General features: G+C 71.3%; 22 protein-coding genes. 8 read left to right on the top strand and 14 right to left on the bottom strand.

Features of this window, described 5'->3' with window-relative positions; genetic code table 11:
- Window positions 1-2 precede the first annotated feature (2 nt).
- Together N912_RS54165 and N912_RS0123560 are read right to left on the bottom strand one after the other, a co-directional pair.
- Window positions 3-2,072 carry a transglycosylase domain-containing protein gene (locus N912_RS54165; RefSeq protein WP_051580681.1) on the bottom strand — a complete coding sequence of 690 codons (2,070 nt, stop codon included), beginning with the start codon at window positions 2,070-2,072 and terminating at the stop codon, window positions 3-5.
- 508 nt (window positions 2,073-2,580) lie between these two features.
- Window positions 2,581-2,985 (bottom strand): DUF5318 family protein, encoded by a 405-nt coding sequence (locus tag N912_RS0123560; protein WP_211261363.1) that lies wholly within the window; start codon window positions 2,983-2,985, stop codon window positions 2,581-2,583.
- Window positions 2,986-3,158: 173 nt separating this feature from the next.
- On the opposite strand from N912_RS0123560, the gene N912_RS0123555 reads away from it, so the two are divergent.
- From N912_RS0123555 to N912_RS66800, 3 genes are all read left to right on the top strand, one after another.
- Window positions 3,159-3,722, top strand: a complete 564-nt coding sequence (locus tag N912_RS0123555; protein WP_028924321.1) for a PadR family transcriptional regulator — start codon at window positions 3,159-3,161, stop codon at window positions 3,720-3,722.
- 13 nt (window positions 3,723-3,735) lie between these two features.
- Complete coding sequence (locus N912_RS0123550; RefSeq protein ID WP_028924320.1) at window positions 3,736-4,827, top strand: inositol-3-phosphate synthase; 1,092 nt, start codon at window positions 3,736-3,738, stop codon at window positions 4,825-4,827.
- Between the two features lie 350 nt (window positions 4,828-5,177).
- Entirely contained in the window at window positions 5,178-5,840 is a 663-nt protein-coding gene (locus N912_RS66800; protein WP_084211195.1) for an NlpC/P60 family protein, read from the top strand.
- Window positions 5,841-5,884: 44 nt separating this feature from the next.
- Here N912_RS66800 and N912_RS0123540 read toward each other — a convergent pair whose 3' ends face one another.
- From N912_RS0123540 to N912_RS0123520, 5 genes are read right to left on the bottom strand one after another with little or no spacing between them, the layout of a single operon-like run.
- Window positions 5,885-6,751: a polysaccharide deacetylase family protein gene (locus tag N912_RS0123540; protein ID WP_028924318.1), complete on the bottom strand. Its 867-nt coding sequence runs from the start codon at window positions 6,749-6,751 to the stop codon at window positions 5,885-5,887.
- 58 nt (window positions 6,752-6,809) lie between these two features.
- Entirely contained in the window at window positions 6,810-7,187 is a 378-nt protein-coding gene (locus N912_RS0123535) for a nuclear transport factor 2 family protein (protein ID WP_028924317.1), read from the bottom strand.
- 3 nt (window positions 7,188-7,190) lie between these two features.
- On the bottom strand, window positions 7,191-8,594 hold the full coding sequence (locus tag N912_RS54160; protein ID WP_064745369.1) for an amidohydrolase family protein: 1,404 nt from the start codon (window positions 8,592-8,594) through the stop codon (window positions 7,191-7,193).
- Between the two features lie 33 nt (window positions 8,595-8,627).
- Entirely contained in the window at window positions 8,628-9,476 is an 849-nt protein-coding gene (locus tag N912_RS0123525; protein WP_028924316.1) for an NAD(P)-dependent oxidoreductase, read from the bottom strand.
- Window position 9,477: 1 nt separating this feature from the next.
- Window positions 9,478-10,071, bottom strand: coding sequence for a helix-turn-helix domain-containing protein (locus N912_RS0123520; protein WP_028924315.1), 594 nt, complete (start codon window positions 10,069-10,071; stop codon window positions 9,478-9,480).
- A gap of 139 nt (window positions 10,072-10,210) precedes the next feature.
- On the opposite strand from N912_RS0123520, the gene N912_RS0123515 reads away from it, so the two are divergent.
- Window positions 10,211-10,720, top strand: a complete 510-nt coding sequence (locus N912_RS0123515; protein WP_051580679.1) for a DUF1707 SHOCT-like domain-containing protein — start codon at window positions 10,211-10,213, stop codon at window positions 10,718-10,720.
- A 100-nt stretch (window positions 10,721-10,820) separates the two neighbouring features.
- Window positions 10,821-12,830, top strand: a complete 2,010-nt coding sequence (locus tag N912_RS0123510; protein ID WP_028924313.1) for a PhoX family protein — start codon at window positions 10,821-10,823, stop codon at window positions 12,828-12,830.
- Window positions 12,831-12,833: 3 nt separating this feature from the next.
- On the opposite strand, the gene N912_RS0123505 is transcribed toward N912_RS0123510, so the two are convergent.
- From N912_RS0123505 to N912_RS0123490, 4 genes are all read right to left on the bottom strand, one after another.
- Window positions 12,834-13,973: a mandelate racemase/muconate lactonizing enzyme family protein gene (locus N912_RS0123505; RefSeq protein WP_051580678.1), complete on the bottom strand. Its 1,140-nt coding sequence runs from the start codon at window positions 13,971-13,973 to the stop codon at window positions 12,834-12,836.
- A gap of 61 nt (window positions 13,974-14,034) precedes the next feature.
- Window positions 14,035-14,625: a thiamine pyrophosphate-dependent enzyme gene (locus N912_RS0123500; protein ID WP_028924311.1), complete on the bottom strand. Its 591-nt coding sequence runs from the start codon at window positions 14,623-14,625 to the stop codon at window positions 14,035-14,037.
- Between the two features lie 2 nt (window positions 14,626-14,627).
- Entirely contained in the window at window positions 14,628-15,170 is a 543-nt protein-coding gene (locus N912_RS0123495; RefSeq protein WP_028924310.1) for a thiamine pyrophosphate-binding protein, read from the bottom strand.
- Window positions 15,171-15,639: 469 nt separating this feature from the next.
- A complete protein-coding gene (locus N912_RS0123490) occupies window positions 15,640-16,362 on the bottom strand; it encodes a GntR family transcriptional regulator (RefSeq protein ID WP_028924309.1) in 723 nt (240 codons plus the stop codon).
- A gap of 217 nt (window positions 16,363-16,579) precedes the next feature.
- Between N912_RS0123490 and N912_RS54155 the strand changes: the two genes are divergently transcribed.
- Window positions 16,580-17,902: an MFS transporter gene (locus N912_RS54155; RefSeq protein ID WP_245645394.1), complete on the top strand. Its 1,323-nt coding sequence runs from the start codon at window positions 16,580-16,582 to the stop codon at window positions 17,900-17,902.
- On the opposite strand, the gene leuS is transcribed toward N912_RS54155, so the two are convergent.
- A complete protein-coding gene (gene leuS, locus N912_RS0123480; protein WP_051580677.1) occupies window positions 17,886-20,786 on the bottom strand; it encodes a leucine--tRNA ligase in 2,901 nt (966 codons plus the stop codon). The two genes, N912_RS54155 and leuS, sit on opposite strands and share 17 nt — an antisense overlap.
- A gap of 225 nt (window positions 20,787-21,011) precedes the next feature.
- Window positions 21,012-21,161: a hypothetical protein gene (locus tag N912_RS63680; RefSeq protein WP_211261362.1), complete on the bottom strand. Its 150-nt coding sequence runs from the start codon at window positions 21,159-21,161 to the stop codon at window positions 21,012-21,014.
- A gap of 105 nt (window positions 21,162-21,266) precedes the next feature.
- Here N912_RS63680 and N912_RS54150 point away from each other — a divergent pair, with 105 nt between their 5' ends.
- Complete coding sequence (locus N912_RS54150) at window positions 21,267-21,713, top strand: SdpI family protein (protein ID WP_245645393.1); 447 nt, start codon at window positions 21,267-21,269, stop codon at window positions 21,711-21,713.
- 8 nt (window positions 21,714-21,721) lie between these two features.
- Here N912_RS54150 and N912_RS0123470 read toward each other — a convergent pair whose 3' ends face one another.
- Window positions 21,722-22,321: a YqgE/AlgH family protein gene (locus tag N912_RS0123470; RefSeq protein ID WP_037066215.1), complete on the bottom strand. Its 600-nt coding sequence runs from the start codon at window positions 22,319-22,321 to the stop codon at window positions 21,722-21,724.
- A gap of 195 nt (window positions 22,322-22,516) precedes the next feature.
- Between N912_RS0123470 and N912_RS54145 the strand changes: the two genes are divergently transcribed.
- Entirely contained in the window at window positions 22,517-23,830 is a 1,314-nt protein-coding gene (locus N912_RS54145) for an MFS transporter (RefSeq protein WP_051580676.1), read from the top strand.
- Window positions 23,831-23,853: the final 23 nt, after the last annotated feature.

Here is a 23,853-nt window from a genome sequence, read left to right as displayed (position 1 = left end):
GGCTAGTTGTCGTCGCCGGAGTCGCGGCCGCTGCCGCTGCCGCCTCGGCGCCTTCCGATCGGGTTGCCGTCATCATCGCAGGCCACGAAGTCGCACGCGGCCTCGCCGTTCTCACTGTCGCCGCGATGGCGCTTGCGGCGCCGGTCGCAGTCCTCCTCGTCCTCGTCACAGCTCGCGCTCTCGCTGGCGGTGGCGTCGCTGTCGTCCGGCGGGGTGCCCAGCGGGGTGAACTTGGAGAACTGCTCCTTCGGCTTGCCGCGCAGCGCGGTGTTCATGAATCCCTGCCAGATCGAGCCGGGCACCATCCGGCCGTAGATCGGCGTGCCACCCGATGTCTTGATCGGCGAGTTGTCGTCCGTGCCGACCCAGACCGCCGTGGACAGGCTCGGGGTGTAGCCGACCATCCAGGCGTCGTTGTTCTGGCCCTGGATCCGGCTCTGCACGGTGCCGGTCTTGGACGCCACCGCGCGGCCGTCGGTCAGCCCGATCCGGCTGTGGCTGGCCACGTCCATCATGGACTCGGTGACGTTGCGGGCCACCTGCTGGTCGATCCGCTGCTCGCCGGGGTCGATGGTGCCGTCGTAGATCACATTGCCTTCCGCCGTGGTGACCCTCGTGATCATGTGCGGGGCACGGTAGAGGCCTTCGGCGGCGAAGGTGGCGAACGCCGAGGCCATGTCGACGGTGTGCACCTCCTTGTCGCCGAGCGCGATGCCGGCGTTCGGGTTGGCCAGCAGGTTGTTCGGGATGCCGGCATCGTGCGCCGCCTTGGCCACCGCCTCCGGCCCGATCTGCACGACCAGGTTGTAGAAGACGGTGTTGATGGACTTCGTCATGGCCGTCTTGAGCGAGCAGTCGTCGCAGTTCTCACCCTCGGAGTTGGCCACTGTCTGGCCGGCGATGGTCTGCGGTGACGACCCGTCGAAGCGCTTGCCCAGCCCGATCGGCGGGTTCTGCCGCAGCGCCGCGGCCATCGCGAACGGCTTGAACGCGGAGCCCGGCTGCTTGAGCACCTGGGAGGCGTAGTCCAGCCCCAGCCCGTTGTCCCCGCCGTAGTAGGCCCGGATCCCGCCGTCGCGCGGGTCGATGGCGACCAGCGAGGACCGCAGGTTCTTCGGGTTCTGCTTCATGATCTTCTCGGCGGTCTGCTGCGCCTGCTTCTGCAGCACCGGGTCGATCGTGGTGGAGATCTTCAGGCCGTCCTGGTTCAGCTGGGCCTCGGTGATCCCCTTGGCCTCCAGCTCCGCCTTGATCTGGGAGTAGATGTGGCCGCGGGCGTCGGTCGGCATGCCCAGGGTCGCCGCGGTCGGCTTGACGGCGGTCGGGAACGTGGCGGCCTCCCGCTCGGCCTTGTTCATCCAGCCCTGGCTGACCATGCCGTCCATCACGAAGTTCCACCGCTCGCGGGCCTTCGTCGGGTTCTTCTCCGGGTCCCAGCGGGACGGCGACTGGATCATCCCCGCGATCAGGGCGCCCTGCGCGGGGGTCAACTGCTTGGAGTCGACGTTGAAGTAGGCCTTGGCCGCGGCCTGGATGCCGTAGGCGCCCCTGCCCAGGTAGATCGTGTTGAGGTAGTCCTCGAGGATCTGGTCCTTGTTCTTCTCCTTGGAGATCTTCGCGGCCAGCACGATCTCCTTGAACTTGCGGAACAGCGAGTACTGGTCCTGGCCCGTGGTGATCTTGACGTACTGCTGGGTGATGGTGGACCCACCGCCGGCCACGCCGTTGACCTGGTTCCAGGCCGCGCGCAGGATCCCGACCGGGTCGAAGCCCAGGTTGGTGTAGAAGGTCCTGTCCTCGGCGGCCAGCACCGCGTGCTGCACCTCGAGCGGCACCTCCTTCAGGGGGACCTTGGTCCGGTTCACGTTGCCGCTCGGAGCGATCTTGGTCAGCTCGTCGCCGTTGGAGTAGCTGACGGTGGCCACCTGGCTGGTGGCGAGGTCCTCCGGGGTGGGCACGTCGAAGGCGATCCACCCGATGGCGAACGCCAGGATCGGGGCGAACACGCCGAGCACGACCAGGACCAGGGCTACCCGACGGAACCGCCGCCAGCCGGAGGTCTTGCGCGGCATCCCGCCATCATCGCCATCGCCACCGTCCCCGCCGCCATCGCCGCGCCGGGGTGGCACCGAACCGGGTGGCACCGAACCGGGTGGTGCGTCGGCGCCGTCCGGTCCTCGGGGCCCGGGCGGCGGCATCGGGGGCGGGCCGATCCGGGTCGGTTGCTGGCCACGACCCGGCGGCGGGCCGCCCTGGCCGGGTTGGGCTCCCGGGCCGTCCTGATAGTGGGTGAGCAGATCCGGCTCACCGCCGCTGACCGGACCGGTCCCCTGACCCCTGTCGAAACGCCGTGGGCCCACGCGCGCACCGGGCGGCGGCCCGCCCACCCGCCTCGGCGCACCGGGCGGTTGTTGCCGGCCGCCGGGCGGCATCGGCCGACCGGCCGGTTCGCCCCGTCCTCGGGGATCGCGCTGGTCGTTCACGTCGACTCCGTTCAGCGGCGACCGGTCGTACCAGGTCTTGTATGTCGTCGCTCTGGATCTCGATGGCGTTTCACGATCGGTTGGCGGTCCGAGCCGGTCATTGGCCGGCGGTCCTTCTTCTCGCTCTCGGACCCGGTACCTCGGGGGTGCCCAGTACATACGACTGAACCAGATGGTTCCAACCGCAGCTTCGGCAGACCTCCACCACGTAGACCGAGAACTCCACCTGGGCGCCGTCCATCCGGTCCAGCTCCTGGGGAGTACGGGCCGAGCCGGACAGGTGCTTGAGCCCCTCGCCGAACACCCAGGAGACCTCGGTGAGCCGCTCCTTGCGACAGACCGGGCAGGTCACCTCGGACGATTCGCCGTGGAAGCGGGCCGCGCGCAGCAGGTACGGGCTGGCGTCGCAGACCTCCGCGATACCGACCCGACCGGCGTAGACATCCGCGAGCAACGATCGACGTCGCAACGCATAGTCAACGATCTCTCGGGGTCTGCGCACCCGACCAGGGTACGCGGAAGCCTCGGATCGGCCTCTCGGGCCGCTCGGATCCGCCCCGTCGCAGGTGACGCACGCCACCTCTGAAGCCACAACGGCTCGCGCGGATGTATCGAACCGATACACTGGGACACACCATTCTCGCGTGCCCGCCGAGAGCCGAGAGGAGGACGGCGTTGCTCGACTTCGCGGTGCTGGGCCTGCTGCACGAGGCCCCGATGCACGGGTACGAGCTACGCAAGCAGCTCGGCGCCCGCCTGGGCGGCTTCCGGGCGTTCTCCTACGGCTCGCTGTACCCGGCGCTGCGCAGGTTGCTGCGCGCCGGCCTCATCGTCGAGCAGACCGAGCCGAGCCGGGAGCCGGGCACCGAGCCGGCCCTGGCCTGGCCCCGGCGCAGCCGCCGCCGGGTGTACCACCTCACCGCCGAGGGCAAGGAGCGCTTCGCCGAGATGCTGGCCGACGCCGGCCCGGAGACCTGGGAGGACGACGGCTTCGGCATCCACATGACGTTCTTCTCCCGGACCCCGGCCGACACCCGGATGCGCATCCTGGAGGGCCGCAGGCGCCGCGTGGAGGAGCGCCGCGAAGGGTTGCGCGCCGCGCTGGCCAGGGCCGGCGAGCAGATCGACAGGTACACCCGCGATCTGCACCGGCTCGGCCTGGACGCCAGCGAGCGAGAGGTCCGCTGGCTCAACGAGCTGATCGCCCGCGAGCAGCGGGACACCACAACAGACCCCTGAGGAGGACCGGGCCGTGAACTCACCCGACCGTGCGGTACGAGAGGTACGGGTCGCCGTTGTCGGCGTGGGCAACTGCGCCACGTCGCTGGTGCAGGGAGTGCAGTACTACGCCGATGCCGACCCCGCGTCCCGGGTTCCCGGGCTGATGCACGTCGACTTCGGCGGATACCACGTGCGTGACGTGCGGTTCGTCGCCGCGTTCGACGTGGACGCCAAGAAGGTCGGCCGGGACCTGTCGGAGGCGATCTTCGCCTCGGAGAACAACACCATCAAGATCGCTGACGTGCCGCCGCTCGGGGTCACCGTGCAGCGCGGGCGGACCCTGGACGGGCTGGGCAGGTTCTACCGGGAGACGATCACCGAGTCGGACGAGGAGCCGGTGGACGTGGTGGCCGCGCTGCGCGAGGCGCGCGCCGACGTGCTGGTGTCCTACCTGCCGGTGGGCAGCGAGGAGGCCGACAAGTTCTACGCGCAGTGCGCGCTGGACGCCGGCGTGGCCTTCGTGAACGCGCTGCCGGTGTTCATCGCCTCGGACCCGGAGTGGGCGGAGAAGTTCCGCGCGGCCGGCGTGCCGATCATCGGTGACGACATCAAGTCTCAGGTCGGGGCCACCATCACGCACCGGGTGCTGGCCAGGCTGTTCGAGGACCGCGGCGTCGCGCTGGACCGCACCATGCAGCTCAACGTCGGCGGCAACATGGACTTTCTCAATATGAAGGAGCTGGAGCGGCTGGAGTCCAAGCGGGTCTCCAAGACGCAGTCGGTCACCTCCCAGCTCTCCGGGGACATCGGCAAGGACAACGTGCACATCGGGCCGTCGGACTACGTGTCCTGGCTGGACGACCGCAAGTGGGCCTACGTGCGGCTGGAGGGCCGCGCGTTCGGCGACGTGCCGCTGAACCTGGAGTACAAGCTCGAGGTCTGGGACTCGCCGAACTCCGCGGGCATCATCATCGACGCGATCAGGGCGGCCAAGATCGCCCGCGACCGGGGCATCGGCGGGCCGGTGCTGTCCGCGTCCAGCTACTTCATGAAGTCCCCGCCGGAGCAGTACTCCGACTCCGAGGCGCGCGACGCGGTGGAGTCGTTCATTCGCGGCGAGTAGTCAGAACTCCATTTCTAAACCGGAAACTTCTTATAACGAGATGGTTTCGTTACGCCAGGTGAGTGCAATCACGAAACAATAACTCTCAAATGTGATTCCGGTCATATCGCTTTTGTATTCGTGTTCGTAGCTTCTTCGTGGCCTTGCGGCAACGCGCCGCCCACCCGGGCGGACACGCCTGGCCACCGTCGATCGGACGCGCAGCTCAGGGGCGGGAACATCCCCCGCCCGCGCGTCCCGAGGTCCGAGCCGGACCGCCGCCAACCACTTCCTCCGGCGGTACCGGACGGCCTCGATCGGTCTTGGTTGATCGACGGGCGCACCGAAGGAGTACGGAGTTCGTGTACTCGATGGCCACCGCGACGGCCCTCGGAGACCAGCGGGGCGACATGTCGGTCACGCCGATCGCCGCCACCCCGCTGGCCAGGGCCACCGTCGCGATCGCGACCCTGGCCGCCGCTTTGTTCAGCATGGTCTCGGCCGGGCTGTCCTCGCCGGCACCGCTGGCCAGCCCCGCCGTCGCACCCGCTCCCCTGCCGGCCGCCGCGGCCACCTCGCTGGGCCTGACCGACCTGCCCGTGAGCGCCGGGATCGTGCACGCCTACCGCCCGCACCCGCCGGTGATCCTGCCCCCGCCGCCTCCACCGCCTCCGCCGCCCCCGCCCCCGACCACCGGTGAGGCCGCGCTGGCCGCCGCGCGCACCGCACTGGGCACCCCGTACGTCTGGGGCGGCACCGGCAAGGGCGGCTTCGACTGCTCGGGGCTGATGCAGTGGGCGTTCCGCCAGGCCGGGGTGAACATCCCGCGCACCAGCGAGACGCAGAGCACGTTCGGCCAGCCCGTGTCCCAGGCCGACCTGCGCCCCGGCGACATGGTCTTCTTCTACTCGGCCGTCAGCCACGTGGGCATCTACGTCGGCGACGGTCAGGTGCTGCACGCCCCGCAGACCGGTGACGTGGTGAAGATCAGCCCGCTGTCCCGGATGCCGTTCCACAACGCCCGCCGGGTCTGACGTAAGCCGTGAGTGGCTAGGGCCGTCATAGCGGCCCTAGCCACTCACGGGGTCGTTTCCAGGTAGTGCTTGGCGATGTCGTCGCTGGTGGTGAGCCAGACGCCGGGGTGTTCGGCGGCGTAGTCGAGCGCGAGGTCGAGGTACTTGGCGCGGAACGGCTGGCCGATCACGAACGGGTGCAGGGCCAGCGCCATCACCCGGCCGCTGTCGGCGCGGGAGGCGTCGGCGTGCAGTTGGTCGAGCTGGTCGGTGAACATCTGGAGGAACTCCGGGCCGGTGAGGGCCTTCGACATGAAGATGCCCAGGTCGTTCAGCTCCACGGTGTACGGGACGCTGAGCATGCCGGGGAGGTTCAACCGGTAGGGCTGGTCGTCGTTCGTCCAGTCCAGCACGTACCGCAGGCCCAGCTCGGCGAGCAGCCGAGGGGTGTTCAGCGTCTCGGTCAGGGCCGGGCCCATCCAACCGAGCGGCCTGGTGCCGGTCGCCTTCTCGATGGTGGTGACGATGTCGGTGAGCTCGGCGCGCTCCTCGGGCTCGTTCAGGTTGGCGTGTAACACGGAGTTGGTGCGGCCGTGGGCCAGCCAGGCCCAGTCGCGCTCCCGGCCGGCCTCGACGATCTGTGGGTAGTGCTCGGTGACCTCGGAGTTGACCAGCGCGCTGGCACGCACGCCGCGCGCGTCCATGCTCTCGATCACCCGCCAGATCCCGACCCGGACGCCGTAGTCGCGCCAGCCGTAGTTCAGCGCGTCCGGCACCAGCGACGTGGTGGTGTCGAACATGCTGGTCGACGGCTTGTCGAGGTGGAAGTGTTCGATGTTGAGGCCCACGTAGAACGCGACCTTGGCCCCGTTCGGCCACCTGATCGGCTCACGTTGGGTGATGGGGCTGTAGTCATAGAGCCGGTTCTCCATGATGTCTCCTCGGGTGCGTGGGCCGGGGCCACCTCATGGTTGAAGGCTCACATCGCTGTCAACCGTTTCGCAGCGGCGTGGGTTGGAAGGCGAGCAGGCGCCAGGTGGCGGGGGTACGGACCCAGACGGAGAGCACGGCGTTGTCGAGCGCGACCTCGGCGCCGTCGACGGCGATGGAGGCGATCATCTTGCCGACCACTATCGCCGTGTCGCCTACCACCGTGAGCTCGTCGACGGGGTGTGCCACCCGGTGGTATGCCAGGCGGCCTTCGGTGATCTTGGCCAGCAGCGAGGCGCGGGTGTCCCGGCCGCCGGTGGAGTGGGTGTAGCTGAGCCGCTCGTGCAGGAGCGCGGACAGCGCTTCGACGTCTCCGTCCAGGAGTGCGCGGTAGCGGGCGTCCTCGGCGGCGCGGACCTGCTTTTCGTCTTCGGTCACCTGTCATCCTTCCTGTGCGTGCACGGTTCCGGGGAACCACTCGGTCTCGCGGGTTGCCTCCGGGAACGCGGCGATCACGTGGTCGCGGCTGCGCTCGGCGCGGGACAGCAGCGCCGGCACGTCCACACCGACCAGGGCGCCGTTGCGCTTGCGGCACTGGCCGGCCACGAACACGGTGTCGACCAGGCCGGGGTGCGCGGCGTAGACCAGCGCGCCGAGCGGGTTGTTCAGCGGAGATGTGGCCAGGCCGGAGTTCAGGACCACCACGTCGGCCTGCTTGCCCGGGGTGAGCGAGCCGGCGCGGTCGGCGAGGCCGCAGGCGCGGGCGCCGTCGATGGTGGCGAACTCGAACACGTCGCGGCAGGTCAGCTCGAGGCGCTCCGGTTCGTTGCCGTTCTCGGCCGCTCGCGCGTTGTCGAACGCCCGCTGCACGCCGATCGTGGTGCGCATGGTGGCGAACATGTCGCCGCCGTTGAGGCTGCACACGTCGATGGACAGGCTGGGGCGGATGCCGGCGTCCAGCAGCCGGCGGGTGGCCGGCCAGCCGTGCCCCATGGCCAGCTCCACGTCCGGGGCCACCGAGGCGCTGCCCCCGGAGTCGGCGATCATGCGCAGTTCGTCGTCGGCGAGGGTGTTGCAGTGCACGTAGGTGGTGCGGTCGCGGAGCAGGCCGTCGCGGGCCATACCGCGCACCGGGCCGCGCCGGCCCCACTCGCCGTCACCCACGTGCACGGTGATCGGCAGGTCCAGGTCGGTGGCCAGCGCGTAGTCGTGGCGGTTCACCTCGGGCACGGTGAACTGCGGGCCGCGCAGTGCGATCGCCATGGTGACCAGCCCGTCGTCGGAGGCGAAGTGCTCGGCGCGGACCCGACGGACGTCGGCGGTGTGCGGCACGTCGGACGGCACCGCTCCCCATTCGTGCGCGCCGCCGCCGTGCGCGAACACCGCCCGGAGGCCCGAGTCGCGCAGGGCCTGGACGGCGGCGTCGGCATGCTCGGGCGTGTACAGGTTGTGCGACCAGTCCAGCAGCGTGGTGATCCCGGAGTCCAGCGCCTCCAGCGCGCCGAGCAGGTTGGCCAGGTAGGTGTCCTCCGGCCGGAAGTGCCGGCTCACACCGGCGTGGATGCCGGCCAGGTACTGCCCGAGGGTCCAGTTCGCGGCGAACCCGCGCACGATCGACTGCCAGGTGTGCCGGTGGGTGTCGACGAACCCGGGGATGACCAGCCGGCCGGCCACGTCGATCACCTCGGGCTCCGGGCCGGGCGGCGGTTGCAGCTCGGGGGCCACGGCGGCGATCGTCGAGCCGTCGATGAGCACGTCGCCCCTGGGCAGCACGCCAAGGCTCGCGTCCGCGGTGACCACCACGCCACCCTGTAAGAGGATTCGCCTTCCTTGTGGTTCGGGCATGAGACAGCACCGTCCCTTCCGTCGTGGGCCTGGTTACCGGCCGGAGAACCGCCGCAGCACCTCGATCACCCTGGCCATGTCCGCCTCGATGAGCCCGGCCGCGCCGGCCGCGACCAGCACCTGGCGCACCGCGGCCGCGCCGGGCAGGAACACCGACGAGCGGGCTCCGGCGTCCAGCGCGAGCGCGAGGTCCTTGTCGATCACCGAGACGGTCGCGGTGGGCGGGTTCGCGCCCGGGGCGAGGAACTCCGCGCGCTTGTAACCCAGGTACGGCGAGGCCACCGCGCTGGTCTCCAGCACGTCGTAGGCGGTGGCCGGGTCGATGCCGTGCGCCTCGGCGAACACCAGCGCCTCCGCGATGGCCTGGTTGTTCGCGCCGATCACGATGTTCACCGCGAGCTTGAGCGCGGACCCGGCGCCGGGCGGGCCGACGTGGGCCTGCGCCTTGGTCATGGCGGCCAGGGCCGGGCGGATCGCCCGGTACACCTCGTCGGTGGCGCCGACCATCGTGCTGATCTGGGCGTCACCGGCCAGCGCCACGCTGCCGGAGACCGGCGCGTCGGCGAACCGCCGCCCGGCGCCGTGCATGATCCCCGCCGCGTCGGCGGCACCGGCGACACCGAGCGTGCCCATCGCCACGTGGATGTGGTCCGCGCCGGTGCCGGGGACGATCCGGCGCAGCACGCCGGCCGTCACCTCGGCGTTCGGCAGCATGGAGATCGTCAGGTCGGTGTCGGCCAGCTCGTCGAGGTCGGCGGCCGGCCGGACGCCGGCGACCTCTGTCGCAACCGTGTCGTAGCCGATGACGTCGTACCCGGCGCGGGCCAGGTTGGCGGCCATCGGCGCGCCCATCCGTCCCAGCCCCACGAACCCCACACGCATCTCAGATGGCCTCCTCGCCTCGGTAGATGAACCAGATCGCGCGCGCGTCCTCGGTGCCCGTGTTCTCCAGCAGGTGCGGCTCGGCGGCGTCGAACAGCGTGACGTCGCCCGGTTCGAGGACGTGGGTGTCGAAGCCCAGGTGCAGGGTCAGCCGGCCGGCGAGCACGTAGCCGCAGTCCAGGCCGGCGTGCTGGGAGTACCTCCCGGACCGCGAGGACCTGCCGCCCGGCGGATAGGTGACCTGCATGAACTGCAGCACGTCCGGGTCCACGTTGGCCAGCCGCTCCCAGACCACGCCGGTCTCCAGCTCGATGCGCGCCCGATCCTTCGCCTTGAACACCGGTTCGCTACGGCGCGGCGGCACCGGGCCGAAGTCGACCTCGGCCCGGCCGGGCCCGAGCGCGAAGAGGTCGTCCAGGGAGATCCCCAGTTCGCTGACCAGGGAGTAGAGCGTGCTCACCGAGGCCTGGCTGCGCCCGGTCTCGACCTGGGACAGCATGCTGGCCGACACGCCGACCCGCTCGGCCAGCTCGCGCAGCGACAGGCCATGGCGCTGCCGCTCGGCGCGCAGCCGGCTCCCGATGTCGACGTCCATGAACGCCCCCTTGCGTGTGAAGTGACATTAAATAGACAGTGGTCTGTCAAGCAATAGTGAACACCGGCTGAGAATCCGGGGCGGCGCTTGCGCGGGCGGCTCTACGCTTGGTTGCGGACTCCCCTGACCCGGAGGTGTGATGGCTCGGGACGATGGTTCGGACGAGGGCGCGCTGGAGCCTGCCCAGGACCATCACCGGGCCGGCGACGCGGACCGCCAAAAGGTGGCCGACCGGCTGCGCCAGGCGCTGGACGACGGCCGGCTCACACTGCTGGAGTACGACGAGCGGCTGCGCGCCGCCTACGGCTCGCTGACCTACGGCGAGCTGGCCAAGGTCACCAGCGACCTGCCGGCCACTGCCCCGGCCGCGCCGCCGGAACAGGCCCCGCCGAAGGCGCCCAGCCCGGCCCGGAGCTACCTGATCCGGCAGGGCCGAGGCTGGCTGGGCGGCGCGGTGATCACCAACGGCATCTGGGCGGCGACCTCCGGGTTCGACTGGCACCACTACTGGCCCGGCGTGGTGCTGCCCATCTGGGCGGCCGCCATCGCGGCCAAGCTGGTCAGCGGCGGGTTCCGCGAAGACGGGGAGAAGAGCCGCCACCGCGACCGGCTGCGCCACCGAGACGATCGCCGCTCGCTCCCGGAGTGACCGGGGACGGTGTTCATCGGAGGTTCACGTCCCGGACGGCCGGCGCTCACCCCGGTCGGGTGAGGTTCGGCGCGTGACCGCCCCGAACGATGGAGCCCGCATGCCACCACCACACGCCGGCGCCGGCCACCTCGGCCGTTCCGCCATCACCTGCCGGTACCGCTGCGGCGCCGCCTGCGCGCACCCGGCGCCGAACACCAGCGCGAACCCGACCTTCCTCGGGCTGGTCAACCGCCGCGACGTGTTCCGGGCCGGCGCGCTGCTCACCCTGGTGGGCGCTTCCGGTGCGGCGCTCGCGGCGTGCGGCGGTCCCGAAGGCGGCGGCTCGGGTGGTGCGCCGGCCGGCCCGCCCGCGCCCGGAACGGCCTTCACCCCGGTGGCGCCGAACACCGCGGACACCGTGACCGTCCCGGCCGGGTACACCAGCTCGGTCGTGGTGCGCTGGGGCGACCCGATCCTGCCGGGCGCGCCGGCGTTCGACTTCGGCAAGCAGACCGCCGCCGCGCAGGCCGGCCAGTTCGGGTTCAACAACGACTTCTGCGGGCTGGTGCCGCTGGGGCCCGACCGCTGGGCCATGTGGAGCAACCACGAGTACGTCACGCCGCTCGCCATGTTCACCGGGTACGACGAGAAGAACCCCACCGAGGAGCAGGTGAAGATCGGCTGGAACGCCGTGGGCGGCAGCGTGCTGGTGGTCCACCGCACGGCGACCGGCGCGCTGGAGGCGGTGCCCGGCGACCGGCTGAACCGGCGGATCACCGCGCTCACCCCGTTCCGGCTGACCGGCCCGGCGGCCGGCTCGGCGCCCGTGCGCACCGGCGCCGACCCGGAGGGCCGCACGGTGCTCGGCACGCACAGCAACTGCTCCGGCGGGGTGACGCCGTGGGGCACCATCCTGTCCGGCGAGGAGAACTTCCACAGCCTGTTCGCGAACGCCGCCTCGGTGACCGACCCGGCGGCGGCCGCCCGGCTCACGCGCTACGGCGTGACCACGGGCGAGTCCGAGACCAAGTGGGAGCGGTTCGACCCGCGCTGGGACGTGGGCAAGGAGCCGAACGAGGTCAACAGGTACGGCTACATCGTGGAAATCGACCCGCTGGAGCCGTCCTCCACCCCGGTCAAGCACACCGCGCTGGGCCGGTTCAAGCACGAGGGCGCCAACATCCGGCTGGCCCCGGACGGCCGCGCGGTGGCGTACATGGGCGACGACGAGCGGTTCGACTACCTGTACAAGTTCGTCTCCCGCGATCGGTACGACCCGAACGACCGGGCGAAGAACAAGACGCTGCTGGAGAGCGGCACGCTGTACGTGGCCACCCTGACCGGCGCCAGCCCGCCCGGCACGGTCGACGGCGGCGGCGCGGCCCCGGCCGGCGGCTTCCGGGGCTCGGGCACCTGGGTCCCGCTGGCCGAGGGCGGGACCAGCAAGGTGCCCGGGATGAGTGTCGAGGAGGTGCTGGTGTTCACCCGGCTGGCCGCCGACAAGGTGGGCGCCACCAAGATGGACCGCCCGGAGGACGTCCAGCCTCATCCCAGCACCGGCAAGGTGTACGTGGCGCTGACCAACAACACCGACCGGGGCGCGGCCGGCAAGGCGGGCGCGGACGAGCCGAACCCCCGGCGCGGCAACAAGCACGGCCACATCCTGGAGCTGGCCGAGCGCGGCGACGACCCCACCGGCACCGCGTTCGACTGGTCGCTGCTGCTGGTCTGCGGCGACCCGGCCGCGCCGGACACCTACTTCGCCGGGTTCGACAAGAAGCAGGTCAGCCCGATCTCCTGCCCGGACAACCTGGACTTCGACGCGCACGGCAACCTCTGGATCGCCACCGACGGCAACGCGCTGAAGTCCAACGACGGCCTGTTCGCGGTGCCACTGGACGGGCCCGAGCGCGGGCACGTCAAGCAGTTCCTGACGGTGCCGAAGGGCGCGGAGACCTGCGGGCCGGTGGTCACCGACCGGTTCGTGCTGGTGTCCGTGCAACACCCCGGCGAGGTGGACGGCGCCTCCGCCGACAAGCCCGCCTCACACTGGCCGGACGGCGGCACCAGCCTGCCCCGGCCGGCCGTGGTGTGCGTGGTCCGCGACGGGGGCGCGATCGGGGCCTGAGACCTAGGAGCCGATCACGATCTCGAACTTGGCGACGGCGTCCTCGTCCAGCTCGATGCCGAGCCCGGGGCGGTCCGGGACCAGGACGTGGCCGTCGCGGTAGCGCAGCCGGGTGTCCTCGGTGAGCAGGGTCTCGAAGTTGTAGATGCCCTTCTCGGGTGCGAAGTACTCGACGGTCACGGTGTTGTCGGTGGCGGCGGCCAGGTGGACGTGCAGGTTGTGGTGCCAGTGCGGCGCCATCGGCAGCCCGAAGCTGTCGGCGGTGTGCGCGACCCGCATCCACTCGGTGACGCCGCCGACCACGCCGGCGTCGGCCTGCAGGATGGCCGCCGAGCCCGCCTCGATCAGGCCGCGGAACTCCCACCGGGTCTGGTGGATCTCCCCGGTGGCCACCGGGGTGCGGATACGGGCGGCCAGTTCGGCGTGCCCGGCGATCGCGTCCGGGGACAGCGGCTCCTCGAACCACCACAGCGGCGTGGCGGCGGCTCGCTCGAAGGCCTCGATCGCGGACCGCGCCTCGGCGACCGAGCGGTAGGCGTTGTTCGCGTCGAGGGCGAGCCGGCCGTGGCCACCGATCGCCTCGACGGCCGCCGCGACGCGGGCCGCGTCCTCGGCGACCGTCAGGCCGCCGACCTTAATCTTGTGGTCGGTGAAGCCCTGGGACCGGTTGAACGCGATCTCGGCGGCGACGGCTTGTTCCGGCTCGCCGTCACTGGGTCGGTAGTACCCGCCGGAGGCGTAGGCGGGCTGTGGTGCGGTGGTGCCGCCCAGCAGTGTGGCCAGCGGCTGACCGGCTCGTTTCGCCTTCAGGTCCCACAGCGCGATGTCGACGGCCGACAGCGCGCGGATCACCGCGCCGCGGCGGCCGGCCAGCAGCGTCTCCTGGTACGCGCGGCGCCACGACCCGACCGCGTCGTCGGCGTCCTCGCCGAGGTAGACCGGCGCCAGCAGGTCGTCGACGGCCGCCTTGGTGAGGAACGCGCCGGCGGTGCCCGCGTAGGTGTAGCCGAGCCCCGTGCGCCCGGACTCGTCACGCACCTCGACGAGCACGTAGTGGCGGCTGTTCAGGTCGCGGTTCGACATGCGGGTGGGCACCGTGACCGGGATGTCGACCGCGCGGGCGCGGATGTCGGTGATCGTCACTTGCTCTCCTTAGTTCCCAGTACGAGGGCCGCTCACGAATCGCCTCCGGCGATGAACCGCGTCAGGAACGTGAACGGCCCTCGTGGCGGCCTGCGAGCCAGCCCTGGAAGCGGCGGGCGATCACGACCGGGTCTTCCAGCAGCTTCGGCACGTCGGGCGCGTTGCCCACCTCGATGCGGGCGTGCAGCAGCACCGGCCCGTCCAGCAGCATCGCCTCGGCGAGCCCGTCGCCGAGCCGGTCGGGGTCCTCGGCCCTGAGCACCCGCCAGCCGGCGGCGTCGGCCAGCCGCCCGAGGTCGACCCGGGTCGCGTGGGTGGGCAGGTTCGCGGTGGCGCCGTACACGCCGTTGTCCAGGAGCACCATGAGCAGCTTGCGCGGGGCGAGGAAACCGCCGGTGGCCAGCACGTTGGGGTTCATCAGCAGCGAGCCGTCACCCTCGATGGCCACCACCCTCGGCACCGGTGAACCGGCCAGGGCCAGCGCGAGGCCGGTCGCCACCGAGCCGGCCAGGCCCATGGAGTCCAGCAGGTACAGGTGGTTGGGGCGGTCCGCGACCGCCGCGAGCTCCCGGCTGGACGCCGCGCAGGTCACCACCACCGGGAGCCGTTCGGTGTGGGCGGCCAGCACCTCGAGCGCCTGAATGCGTCGCATCGCTACGCCACCTTCCCGTCCGTGCCCCAGAACGAGGCCAGCACGACGGCCGGGCGGAAGGTCATCCGGGCGTGCTCGCCGGCCTCGGTGACCACCGCCTCCCAGTCCGCCGGGCCGCTGCGCCGGTCCAGGCCGAACACCGGCAGGCCCACCCGGTCCAGCAGCGCCGGTACGTGCTGGCACAGCGAATGGATCATCGAGTTGTACTCGCCGAGCCCGCCCCTGGTGTTGGCCACGATCAGCAGCGGCAGGTGGTAGGCGAGGTTGAACGTGGTCAGCGCGGTCAGCGAGTTGCCGAACCCGTTGTCCTGCATCACCACGGCGCCGAACCTGCCGGCCAGCGGCAGCGCCCCGAGCACCCCCATCGCCTCCTCCTCGCGCGACAACGGGAACACCCGCTCCTCGCCCTGGCCGCCGGGGCCGTAGGAGCGCCGCAACTCCGCGATCACCGGCGCGACGCTCACCGACGGGACGTAACCCACCAGGTCCACCCCGGCCGCTCGCACCCCATGGGCCAGTGCCACCGCGTACGAATCCCGATCCAAGCCGACTCCTCTTCGATGTGACATGCAGTACTGTATCTGTTGCATGCTACTTATGTCTACAGCTATGTCACCGGCGTGCGGTGTGGGGATATCTCGGGGGACTTGGCACGGACGGCACGTCGTGGTGGCAGAACAGCGGGGACGTGGCCGGGGACGGCGGGGGACGCGGCGGCAGCGGAGAACGTGGTGGTGACAACGGAGGCGTTCCGGTGGCAGCGAAGAACCTGGTGAGCGCATCGGGACGTTCTGGCGGATCGGGCGCACACCGCTTCGATGTTCAGGGCCTTCTCGGACGCCACGCCCGCGCCGGCCGCCCCGGTGCCGGCCCGACGCCGGCCGGAGCCGCCGAGTGCCCCGCCGATCATCGAGGACACGGGCGGAGGATGCCGCCGCCCATGTCGTCCAGGACCCCGGCCGCCGTCCACGTCCGAGCCCCGCCGGCGCGGTGCCCAGGTCGCGGCGGCGAGGTTCAGCTCGGGATCCGGTCGCGTTCCGGCACGGCGATCTCCACCCAGCGGCGCCACTCCGCGACCAGGGACCGGTCGCTGCCGCTGTTGTGGGCCACCAGCAGGTCGGCGGACCTGACCAGGTGGCGGCGCATGGCGCCCTCCGCCCCGACGCCGTCACGGCGGCGCAGCGCGTCGACGATCGCCCAGTGGTCCTTGAGCGCGGTGTCCACGGACTGGTAGCGCGGCACCGTCATCCGGCCGTCCAGAGCCAGGGTCTGGCGGAGCCCGGCGACGAACTTCGCCAGTCGCTCGTTCCCGCTGCTGCGCATGATCAGGTCGTGTAGGCATTCGTCGGCCGCGAAGTACTCCGGACCGCCGTCGGCGCGGTCTTCCATGATCTTGTACTCGGCCAGCAGCGCGTCGTCGTCCAGGCTGGTCATGACGGCGGCGGCGGCGCGGCAGGCCGGCGGCTCGAGCAGCACGCGCAGGCTGCACAGCTCGACGATGCCCCGCCCGTCCGGGCCCAGCACGCGGGCGCCCCGGTTGCGCTCGATCTTGACAAGGCCCAGGTCGGCGAGCTTGAGCAGCGCCTCGCGGACAGGCGTCCGGGACCCGCCGAAGAGCTGGCCCAGCTCCCGGGAGGAGTACAGCTCCCCGCGCTGCAGCCGCCCGGACCGGATCGCGTCACGAATCTCGGTGGCGATCCGCTCGGTCATGCTGTCCGTGAGCGAGTCGGAACTCACGCGTCTCCCTGTGTACGAGGGCTGGGCGATCAGGTCACGGTCAGGCCGACCGCGCCATCCCCGGCGCGGCCAGCATAGCCACTCCGCCATCCCAGATCGGGCAGTTCTGTCACAATTGCCGCAAGTAGCATGCAACTCTGGACATCTGCCATTTTACTTGGCACAGTGGCCCGCCAGTGAGCTTCGTCATCGTCGACAGGAGGTCAGGATGGTGCGCGTGCGGGAGCGAGCGGGCGACCCTCTCCGGGCGGGCACGCTGCGGAAGGTGACCTGGCGGCTGGTGCCGCTGCTGATGCTCTGCTACACGGTCAACTACCTCGACCGGATCAACATCAGCTTCGCCAAGTTCGGGCTCGAGAAGAGCTTCGGGATGACGGCCACCCAGTACGGGTTCGCCGCCGGGATCTTCTTCGTCGGCTATGTGCTCGCCGAGGTGCCCAGCAACATGATCATGACGAAGGTCGGCGCCCGGATCTGGATAACCCGGATCATGGTCACCTGGGGGATCATCGCGGCCACCCTGGCGGCGGCGCCTAACGTGGAGACCGTCTACGCGCTGCGCTTCCTGCTGGGCATCGCGGAGGCCGGCTTCTTCCCCGGCATCATCGTGTACCTGACCCACTGGTTCCCCAACCAGCAGCGCACCAAGGTCATCGCCACCTTCATGGTCTCCATCCCGCTGTCGTCGGTGATCGGCGGCCCGTTCAACGGCTGGGTGCTGTCCGCGTTCGACGGGGTCTGGGGCCTCGACGGCTGGCGCTGGGTGTTCGTGGTCGGCGGCGTGCCGGCGGTGCTGCTCGGCGTGGTGTTCTTCCTGTCCGCCACCGATCGCCCGGCCGGCGCCCGCTGGCTCACCCCCGAGCAGCGCGACTGGCTCACCGCGACCCTGCGCGCCGAGGAGTCACAGAGGACCGCCGCCGCCCCGGCCGGGCACCGCGCCGCCCTGCGCAACAAGCGGGTGATCGCGCTGGCCGGCGTCTACTTCCTGCTGCAGTGCGGCGCGTACCCGCTGACCTACTGGATGCCCTCGGTCATCAAGGGCGTGGACAGGACGCTGAGCACGGTCGACGTCGGCTGGCTGTCCGCCGTGCCGTTCCTGGCCTCGGCGGTGTGCATGTTCCTGGCCGGGCGGGGCGTCAAGGGCGGTGACGGCTCCGCCAGGCCGGTGATGATCGCGCTCGCGGTCTCGGTGGTGACGTTCACGGTCACGGCGGTCAGCTTGGGCACGCCGTTGCTCGCGTTCGCGTCCATCACCGTCGCGACCATGGCGGCGCAGACGGCCAAGCCGCTGTTCTGGTCGCTGCCGACCGCGTTCCTGGCCGGCGCGGGCGCCGCCAGCGGGATCGCGCTGATCAACTCGCTGGGCAACGCCGCCGGGTTCATCAGCCCGTTCGCGGTCGGCTGGATCCAGGACGCCTCCGGCGGCAACGTCGGCCTGTCCATGACCGTCATGATCCTGGCCAACCTGTGCGCCATGGCCGTCATCGTCGGCCTGTGGTGGTTCGCCTCCCGGCCAACGCGGGTCAGAGCACGACGTTGACCAGGCGGCCGGGGACGACGATCACCTTGCGCGGCTCCTTGTCCCCGACCAGCGCGGCGATCTTCTCCTCGGCCAGGGCTGCGGCCTGGACGGCATCCCTGTCGGCGTCGGCCGCCACCGTGATCCGGGAGCGGACCTTGCCGTTGACCTGGATCGGGTACTCCACGGTGTCCGCGGCCAGGTACCGCTCGTCGGCCACCGGGAACGGCGCGTACGCCAGCGTCCCGGTGTGCCCCAGCAGCGACCACAGCTCCTCGGCGATGTGCGGACACATCGGCGCCAGCAGCAGCACCAGCGGCTCGGCCACCGCGCGCGGCACCGAACCCGGGCCGTAGTCCTTGGTCAGGTGGTTGTTCAGCTCGATCAGCTTGGCGGCCGCCGTGTTGTAGTGCAGCGCGGTGTAGTCCGCGCGGACGCCGGCGATCGTGCGGTGCAGCAGGCGCAGGGTCTGCTCTCCGGGCTGGGCATCGGTCACCGCCGGCAGCCCGGTCCGCTCGTCGACCAGGTTGCGCCACAGCCGCTGCAGGAACCGCGCCGAGCCCACCACGTCCCGGGTGGACCACGGCCGCGACACCTCCAGCGGACCGGTCGACATCTCGTACAGCCGGAACGTGTCGGCCCCGTACTGCTCGCACATCTCGTCCGGGGTCACCACGTTGCGCAGCGACTTGCCCATCTTCCCGTACTCACGCCGGACGGCCTGACCGTTCCACGTGAAACCAGTCGGCGCCTCGGCATCCTCCACGACCTCCTCGGCCGGCACGTAGCTGCCGCGCGCGTCGGTGTAGGCGTAGGCCTGGATGTAGCCCTGGTTGATCAGCCGGCGGTACGGCTCCTCGGAGCTCAGGTGGCCCAGGTCGTGCAGCACCTTGTGCCAGAACCGGGCGTACAGCAGGTGCAGCACGGCGTGCTCCACCCCGCCGACGTACAGGTCGACGCCGCCGGGGTCGCCCGCGCCGTGCTGGGCCGGCCGCTTGCCGATCCAGTAGCGCTCCACCTCGGGGTCGACGAACGCCTCGTCGTTGGTCGGGTCCAGGTAGCGCAGCTGATACCAGCAGGAACCGGCCCACTGCGGCATGGTGTTGGTCTCGCGGCGGTAGTCCTTGAGCCCGTCGCCCAGGTCCAGCTCGACGTTCACCCAGTCCGACGCCCGGGACAGCGGCGGCTCCGGCTCGGTGTCGGCGGCGTCCGGGTCGTAGCTGCGCGGCGAGTAGTCGTCGATCTCCGGCAGCTCCACCGGCAGCTGGTCCTCGGGCAGCGGCAGCGGGCCGTGCTGGTCGTGCACGATCGGGAACGGCTCGCCCCAGTACCGCTGCCGGGAGAACAGCCAGTCGCGCAGCTTGTACTGCACCACCGACTCGCCTGCGCCCTTGCTCGCCAGCCAGTCGATGATCGCGCGCTTGGCCTCGTCCACCTCCAGCCCGTCCAGGCTGACCTCGTCGTTCGCCGAGTTCACGGCCGGGCCGGCGCCCACGTACGCCTCGCCGTCGAAGTCCTCGGGCGGCTGCACCGTCCGCACGATCGGCAGCCCGAACGCGCGCGCGAAGTCCCAGTCCCGCTGGTCCTGGCCGGGCACCGCCATGATCGCGCCGGTGCCGTAGCCCATCAGCACGTAGTCGGCCACGAACACCGGGATGGTCTCGCCGTTCACCGGGTTGACCGCGTACCCGCCGGTGAACACGCCGGTCTTGTCCTTGTTCTCCTGGCGATCCAGCTCGGACTTGCGCGACGCCATCACCCGGTACGCCTCGACGGCCTCGGCCGGGGTGGCCGCGCCGCCGGTCCAGCGCTGGTCCACACCGGCTGGCCACTCGGCGGCGGTCAGCCCGTCGACCAGCGGGTGCTCCGGGGCCAGCACCATGTAGGTGGCGCCGAACAGGGTGTCCGGGCGGGTGGTGAACACCTCGATGCCCGGCCCTCCGCCCGCCACGGGGAAGCGCACGGTGGCACCCTCGGAGCGGCCGATCCAGTTGCGCTGCATGGCCTTGATCGAGTCCGGCCAGTCCAGCCGGTCCAGGTCGTCGACCAGCCGGTCGGCGTACGCGGTGATCCGCATCATCCACTGCTTGAGGTTGCGGCGGAAGACCGGGAAGTTGCCCCGCTCGCTGCGCCCGTCGGCGGTGACCTCCTCGTTGGCCAGCACGGTGCCCAGGCCGGGGCACCAGTTCACCGGCGCCTCGGACAGGTAGGCCAGCCGGTAGGTGTCGATCAGGTCGCGCCGCTCGGCCCGGGTGCGCTCGGCCCACGGCGTGGTCCCCGCAGGGACGGCCCGGGTGCCGGCGGCGAACTCGGCCTCCAGCTCGGCGATCGGGCGGGCGCGCTCGATGTCACGGTCGTACCAGGCGTTGTAGATCTGCAGGAAGATCCACTGCGTCCACCGGTAGAACTCCACGTCGGTGGTCGCCACGCTGCGGCGCTCGTCGTGCGCCAGGCCCAGCTGGCGGATCTGCGCGCGGTAGCGCTCGATGTTCTCCTCGGTGGTCTTGCGCGGGTGGGTGCCGGTCTGCACGGCGTACTGCTCGGCCGGCAGCCCGAACGCGTCGAAGCCCATCGCGTGCAGCACGTTGTGCCCGCTCATCCGCAGGAAGCGGCCCAGCACGTCGGTGCCGATGAAGCCCAGCGGGTGGCCCACGTGCAGCCCGGAGCCGGACGGGTAGGGGAACATGTCCAGCAGGTAGACCTTCTCGCCCCTGGCCTTCGCCAGCTCGGGCTCGCCGAGCGCGCCCGTCGGGTTGGGGGTGTGGAAGGTGCCGTTGTTCGCCCAGTAGTCCTGCCAGCGCCGCTCGATCTGGCCGGCCAGCGCCGCCGTGTACCGGAACGGGGGTGCCTCGTCCCGCTCGGGCGACTCCTGCCCGGTCGCGGCCACAGCGGTCTCGGTGCTCATCTGTCTCCGGTCCTTCCGATCGGGCCCGTTCACCCGCTCGCTCCTCGATCTCGTCGACGTCTCGATGTCGAGAATGGAAAAACCCCTCCGCTCGAGGCGTGAGGGGTCGGCCGCGCTGGCGTTGACGCGCTCAGCGCGGCTGGGTAAGGCGGGCCGCTCGCACGGCTCCAGGGTAGCTTGCCGTGCACGAGCGGCCCGCATCGGCTGGTCAGAAGCCGTGGGCGGTTACGGCTTGGGCTGTGCCCAGCCCTCGTCAGGCTCACGCTCGAACTGGGTGAGCACCGCGTTCACCGATGCCCCAGCCCCCGGCACCACGGCGGCGGCACGGGCATTGACCAGCTTGGTGACCTGATCCCGATCACTACGACGGAACACACGCACATCCAAATCACAACGGCTGCTCAGAAGCCGTGAGTGGTGAGCGTTGCTATGACAACGCTAACCACTCACGGCTTGTGAGCTGGGCTTAGGGTGGTGGGCGTGGGTACGGCGTTTGAGGTGGTCGCGGGCGTGCTGGTGCTCGGCGGCGTGGGGTTGGCTGTGGTCGGCGTGCTCGGGGTGCGGCGCAGGCTGCCCCGGAACCGGTTCGCCGGGGTTCGGACGGTGAACACCCTGCGCGACGACGAGACGTTCGCGGTCGGCAACCAGGTCGCCGCGCCGCTGACCATCGCGTCCGGCGCGGTGGCCGCGGTCGGCGGGGTCGCGGGGCTGGCCGCGCCGTCCGGTGCGGTGGCGGTGACGCTGCTGGTGCTGGCCGGGTTGGGCGCGGTCGTGCTCACCGTGGCCGGCGGGGTGCTCGGCGACCGGGCGGCCAAGCGGGTGCCGTTGCCCAGGTTCACCGGCTGCGGCGGGGCGTGCGGCTGCTGTACGGCGGCGGCCGCGTGCGCGGCGGCCGGCGACGAGGCGGAGGAACGGGCCGAGGCCTGACTACCGGCTCAGTTGGCGGCCACGTCGGCGGGGAAGGTGGACAGTAACGCCAGCGGCATGCCCTGCCGGCGCAGCACGTGACCCCACAGGTCGGCGCTGCCCACCGAGAGCACGTCGTCGGGCAGCGCGGGCACCAGGATCCAGTCGCCCCGGCCGATCTCACCGGCCAGCTGACCGGAGTTCCAGCCGGCGTACCCGGCGAACACCCGCAGCCCACGCACCCGGGGCGCCAACCGGTCCGGGTCGGAGTCCAGGTCGACCAGCGCCACCGGGCCGCGCACCGCGACCACGCCGCCGACCCCGGCCGGGTCGTGGCCGGGGCGGAAAGCGGCCAGGCACAGCGCCGTCTTCGCGTCCACCGGGCCGCCCACGAACACCGCCTTGGGACGGGTGGTGTGCGGCGCCCAGGCCGGCAGCACCTCGCGCACCGCAACGTCGCTCGGACGGTTCAGCACCACACCAAGGGTGCCCTCATCGCGGTGCTCGATGACGTAGACGACAGTGCGGCGAAAGTTCGGATCCAACAGGCCGGGGGCGGCAACGAGCAGGGTCCCCGGTTCGACGTCGCGGTCCTCATCGGTCTGCCGGTGCGCCGCCACGTCACTCATCGTTGCATCCTCCCGTGCACCCTTCCGCGCCCACGCGACGGCCCTCGATCAGGGCACTCATCATTCACCGTCTCACTACCGGGCAGAACTGAATACGAACGGCCGGTTAATACTGAGCCGGGCGGGCGGGGGTACCCGTTAGCCTTGGGCCTCGTGGGTTCCGCACAGTGGCCATCGGGAGAGCGGGCCGGGCGAGTGGATCGGCTCGGCCTGCGTGGGCTGCTCGGCACCAGGGGGTTTCGCCGGCTGCTCGCCGTGCGTTTCACCGCGCAGTGGGGCGACGGGATGTTCCAGGCCGCGCTCGGCGGCGCCGTGCTGTTCAACCCGCAGCGCGAGGCCGACCCGATGGCCGTCGCGCTCGGGCTGGCCGTGCTGCTGCTGCCGTACTCGATCGTCGGCCCGTTCGCCGGCGCGCTGCTGGACCGCTGGGACCGCCGCCGGGTGCTCTGGGCCGCGAACGTGCTGCGCGTGGTGCTCATCCTCGGGGTCGCCGCGATGGTGGCCACCGGCGTGGCCGGGCCGGCGCTCTATCTCGGCGCGCTCACCGTCGTCGGGGTGACCAGGTTCGTGCTGGCCGGGCTGTCCGCGTCGCTGCCGCACGTGGTGGTGGAGCGGCACCTGGTGGAGGCGAACGTGGTGGCGGCCACCGCCGGCGCGGCCGTGGCGGCGCTCGGCGGGGCGTGCGCGATCGGGCTGCGCGGGGTGTTCGGCGGTGACAACCTGGGCTCGGCCATCGTGACAGTGCTGGCCTCGACCGGCGCCGTGGTCGCCGCGGTGCTCGCCGCCGGGTTCCGCCGCGGCCTGCTCGGGCCGGACCGCAACACCGAGGCGCGCCGGACGCTGGTGGCGGTGGCGCGCGGGCTGGTGGACGGGGCGCGCGCCACGGCGGCGGTGCCGAACGTGGCGTCCTCGTTCGCCGCGCTGGTCGCGCACCGGCTGGCGTTCGGCATCTCGACGCTGTTGATGTTGCTGCTGTTCCGGCACTACTTCGTGTCGAACGGTCTGTTCAAGGCCGGCATGGCGGGCATCGGCGAGGTGGTCGTGGTGGCGGCGGCCGGGCTGGGCGCGGCCGCACTGGTGACGCCGTGGCTGGCGCACCGGCTGGGCCGGCCGAACACCATCCGGATCTCGCTGGTCGTGGCCGGCGTGACCATGCTCGTGCTGCCCATGGCCATCACCATGCCGATGGCGCTGCTCGGCTCGTTCATCGTCACCGGCGCCGGCCAGGTGATCAAGCTGTGCGCGGACGCGGCGGTGCAGAGCGAGATCGGCGACGACCGGCGCGGCCGGGTGTTCGCGCTCTACGACGCGGTGTTCAACATGGGCTACGTCGTCGCCGTGGCGGCCGCCGCCGTACTCGCCCCGCCCAACGGCTACTCCCCGCTCCTGCTCGTCCTGGCCGGCGCGTGCTACCTCGTCGGCGTCCTCGGCCACGAGCTCCTCCGCCGGCGCTCCACCTCCGCGAGTCGGGCGTCCGAGCACACCGAGTCGGGGATCTCAGCACACTGACGGCGCGCGTCGCCCGCGCGCCT

The organism is Actinospineispora acaciae DSM 45401 (assembly GCF_000620785.1).
Classification (GTDB): Bacteria; Actinomycetota; Actinomycetes; order Mycobacteriales; family Pseudonocardiaceae; genus Pseudonocardia; species Pseudonocardia acaciae.
Note: the sequence above shows the minus strand (reverse complement) of the source record. Positions and strands in the feature narration are given on the sequence as shown.

What these genes read in the sequence shown, in the direction of transcription:
- N912_RS54165 (WP_051580681.1), bottom strand. Translation starts at nt 2,072, where the DNA reads ATGCCGCGCAAGACCTCCGGCTGGCGGCGGTTCCGTCGGGTAGCCCTG.
- N912_RS66800 (WP_084211195.1), top strand. Translation starts at nt 5,178, where the DNA reads ATGGCCACCGCGACGGCCCTCGGAGACCAGCGGGGCGACATGTCGGTC.
- N912_RS0123540 (WP_028924318.1), bottom strand. Translation starts at nt 6,751, where the DNA reads ATGGAGAACCGGCTCTATGACTACAGCCCCATCACCCAACGTGAGCCG.
- N912_RS54160 (WP_064745369.1), bottom strand. Translation starts at nt 8,594, where the DNA reads ATGCCCGAACCACAAGGAAGGCGAATCCTCTTACAGGGTGGCGTGGTG.
- N912_RS0123525 (WP_028924316.1), bottom strand. Translation starts at nt 9,476, where the DNA reads ATGCGTGTGGGGTTCGTGGGGCTGGGACGGATGGGCGCGCCGATGGCC.
- N912_RS0123520 (WP_028924315.1), bottom strand. Translation starts at nt 10,071, where the DNA reads ATGGACGTCGACATCGGGAGCCGGCTGCGCGCCGAGCGGCAGCGCCAT.
- N912_RS0123515 (WP_051580679.1), top strand. Translation starts at nt 10,211, where the DNA reads ATGGCTCGGGACGATGGTTCGGACGAGGGCGCGCTGGAGCCTGCCCAG.
- N912_RS0123510 (WP_028924313.1), top strand. Translation starts at nt 10,821, where the DNA reads ATGCCACCACCACACGCCGGCGCCGGCCACCTCGGCCGTTCCGCCATC.
- N912_RS0123500 (WP_028924311.1), bottom strand. Translation starts at nt 14,625, where the DNA reads ATGCGACGCATTCAGGCGCTCGAGGTGCTGGCCGCCCACACCGAACGG.
- leuS (WP_051580677.1), bottom strand. Translation starts at nt 20,786, where the DNA reads ATGAGCACCGAGACCGCTGTGGCCGCGACCGGGCAGGAGTCGCCCGAG.
- N912_RS0123470 (WP_037066215.1), bottom strand. Translation starts at nt 22,321, where the DNA reads ATGAGTGACGTGGCGGCGCACCGGCAGACCGATGAGGACCGCGACGTC.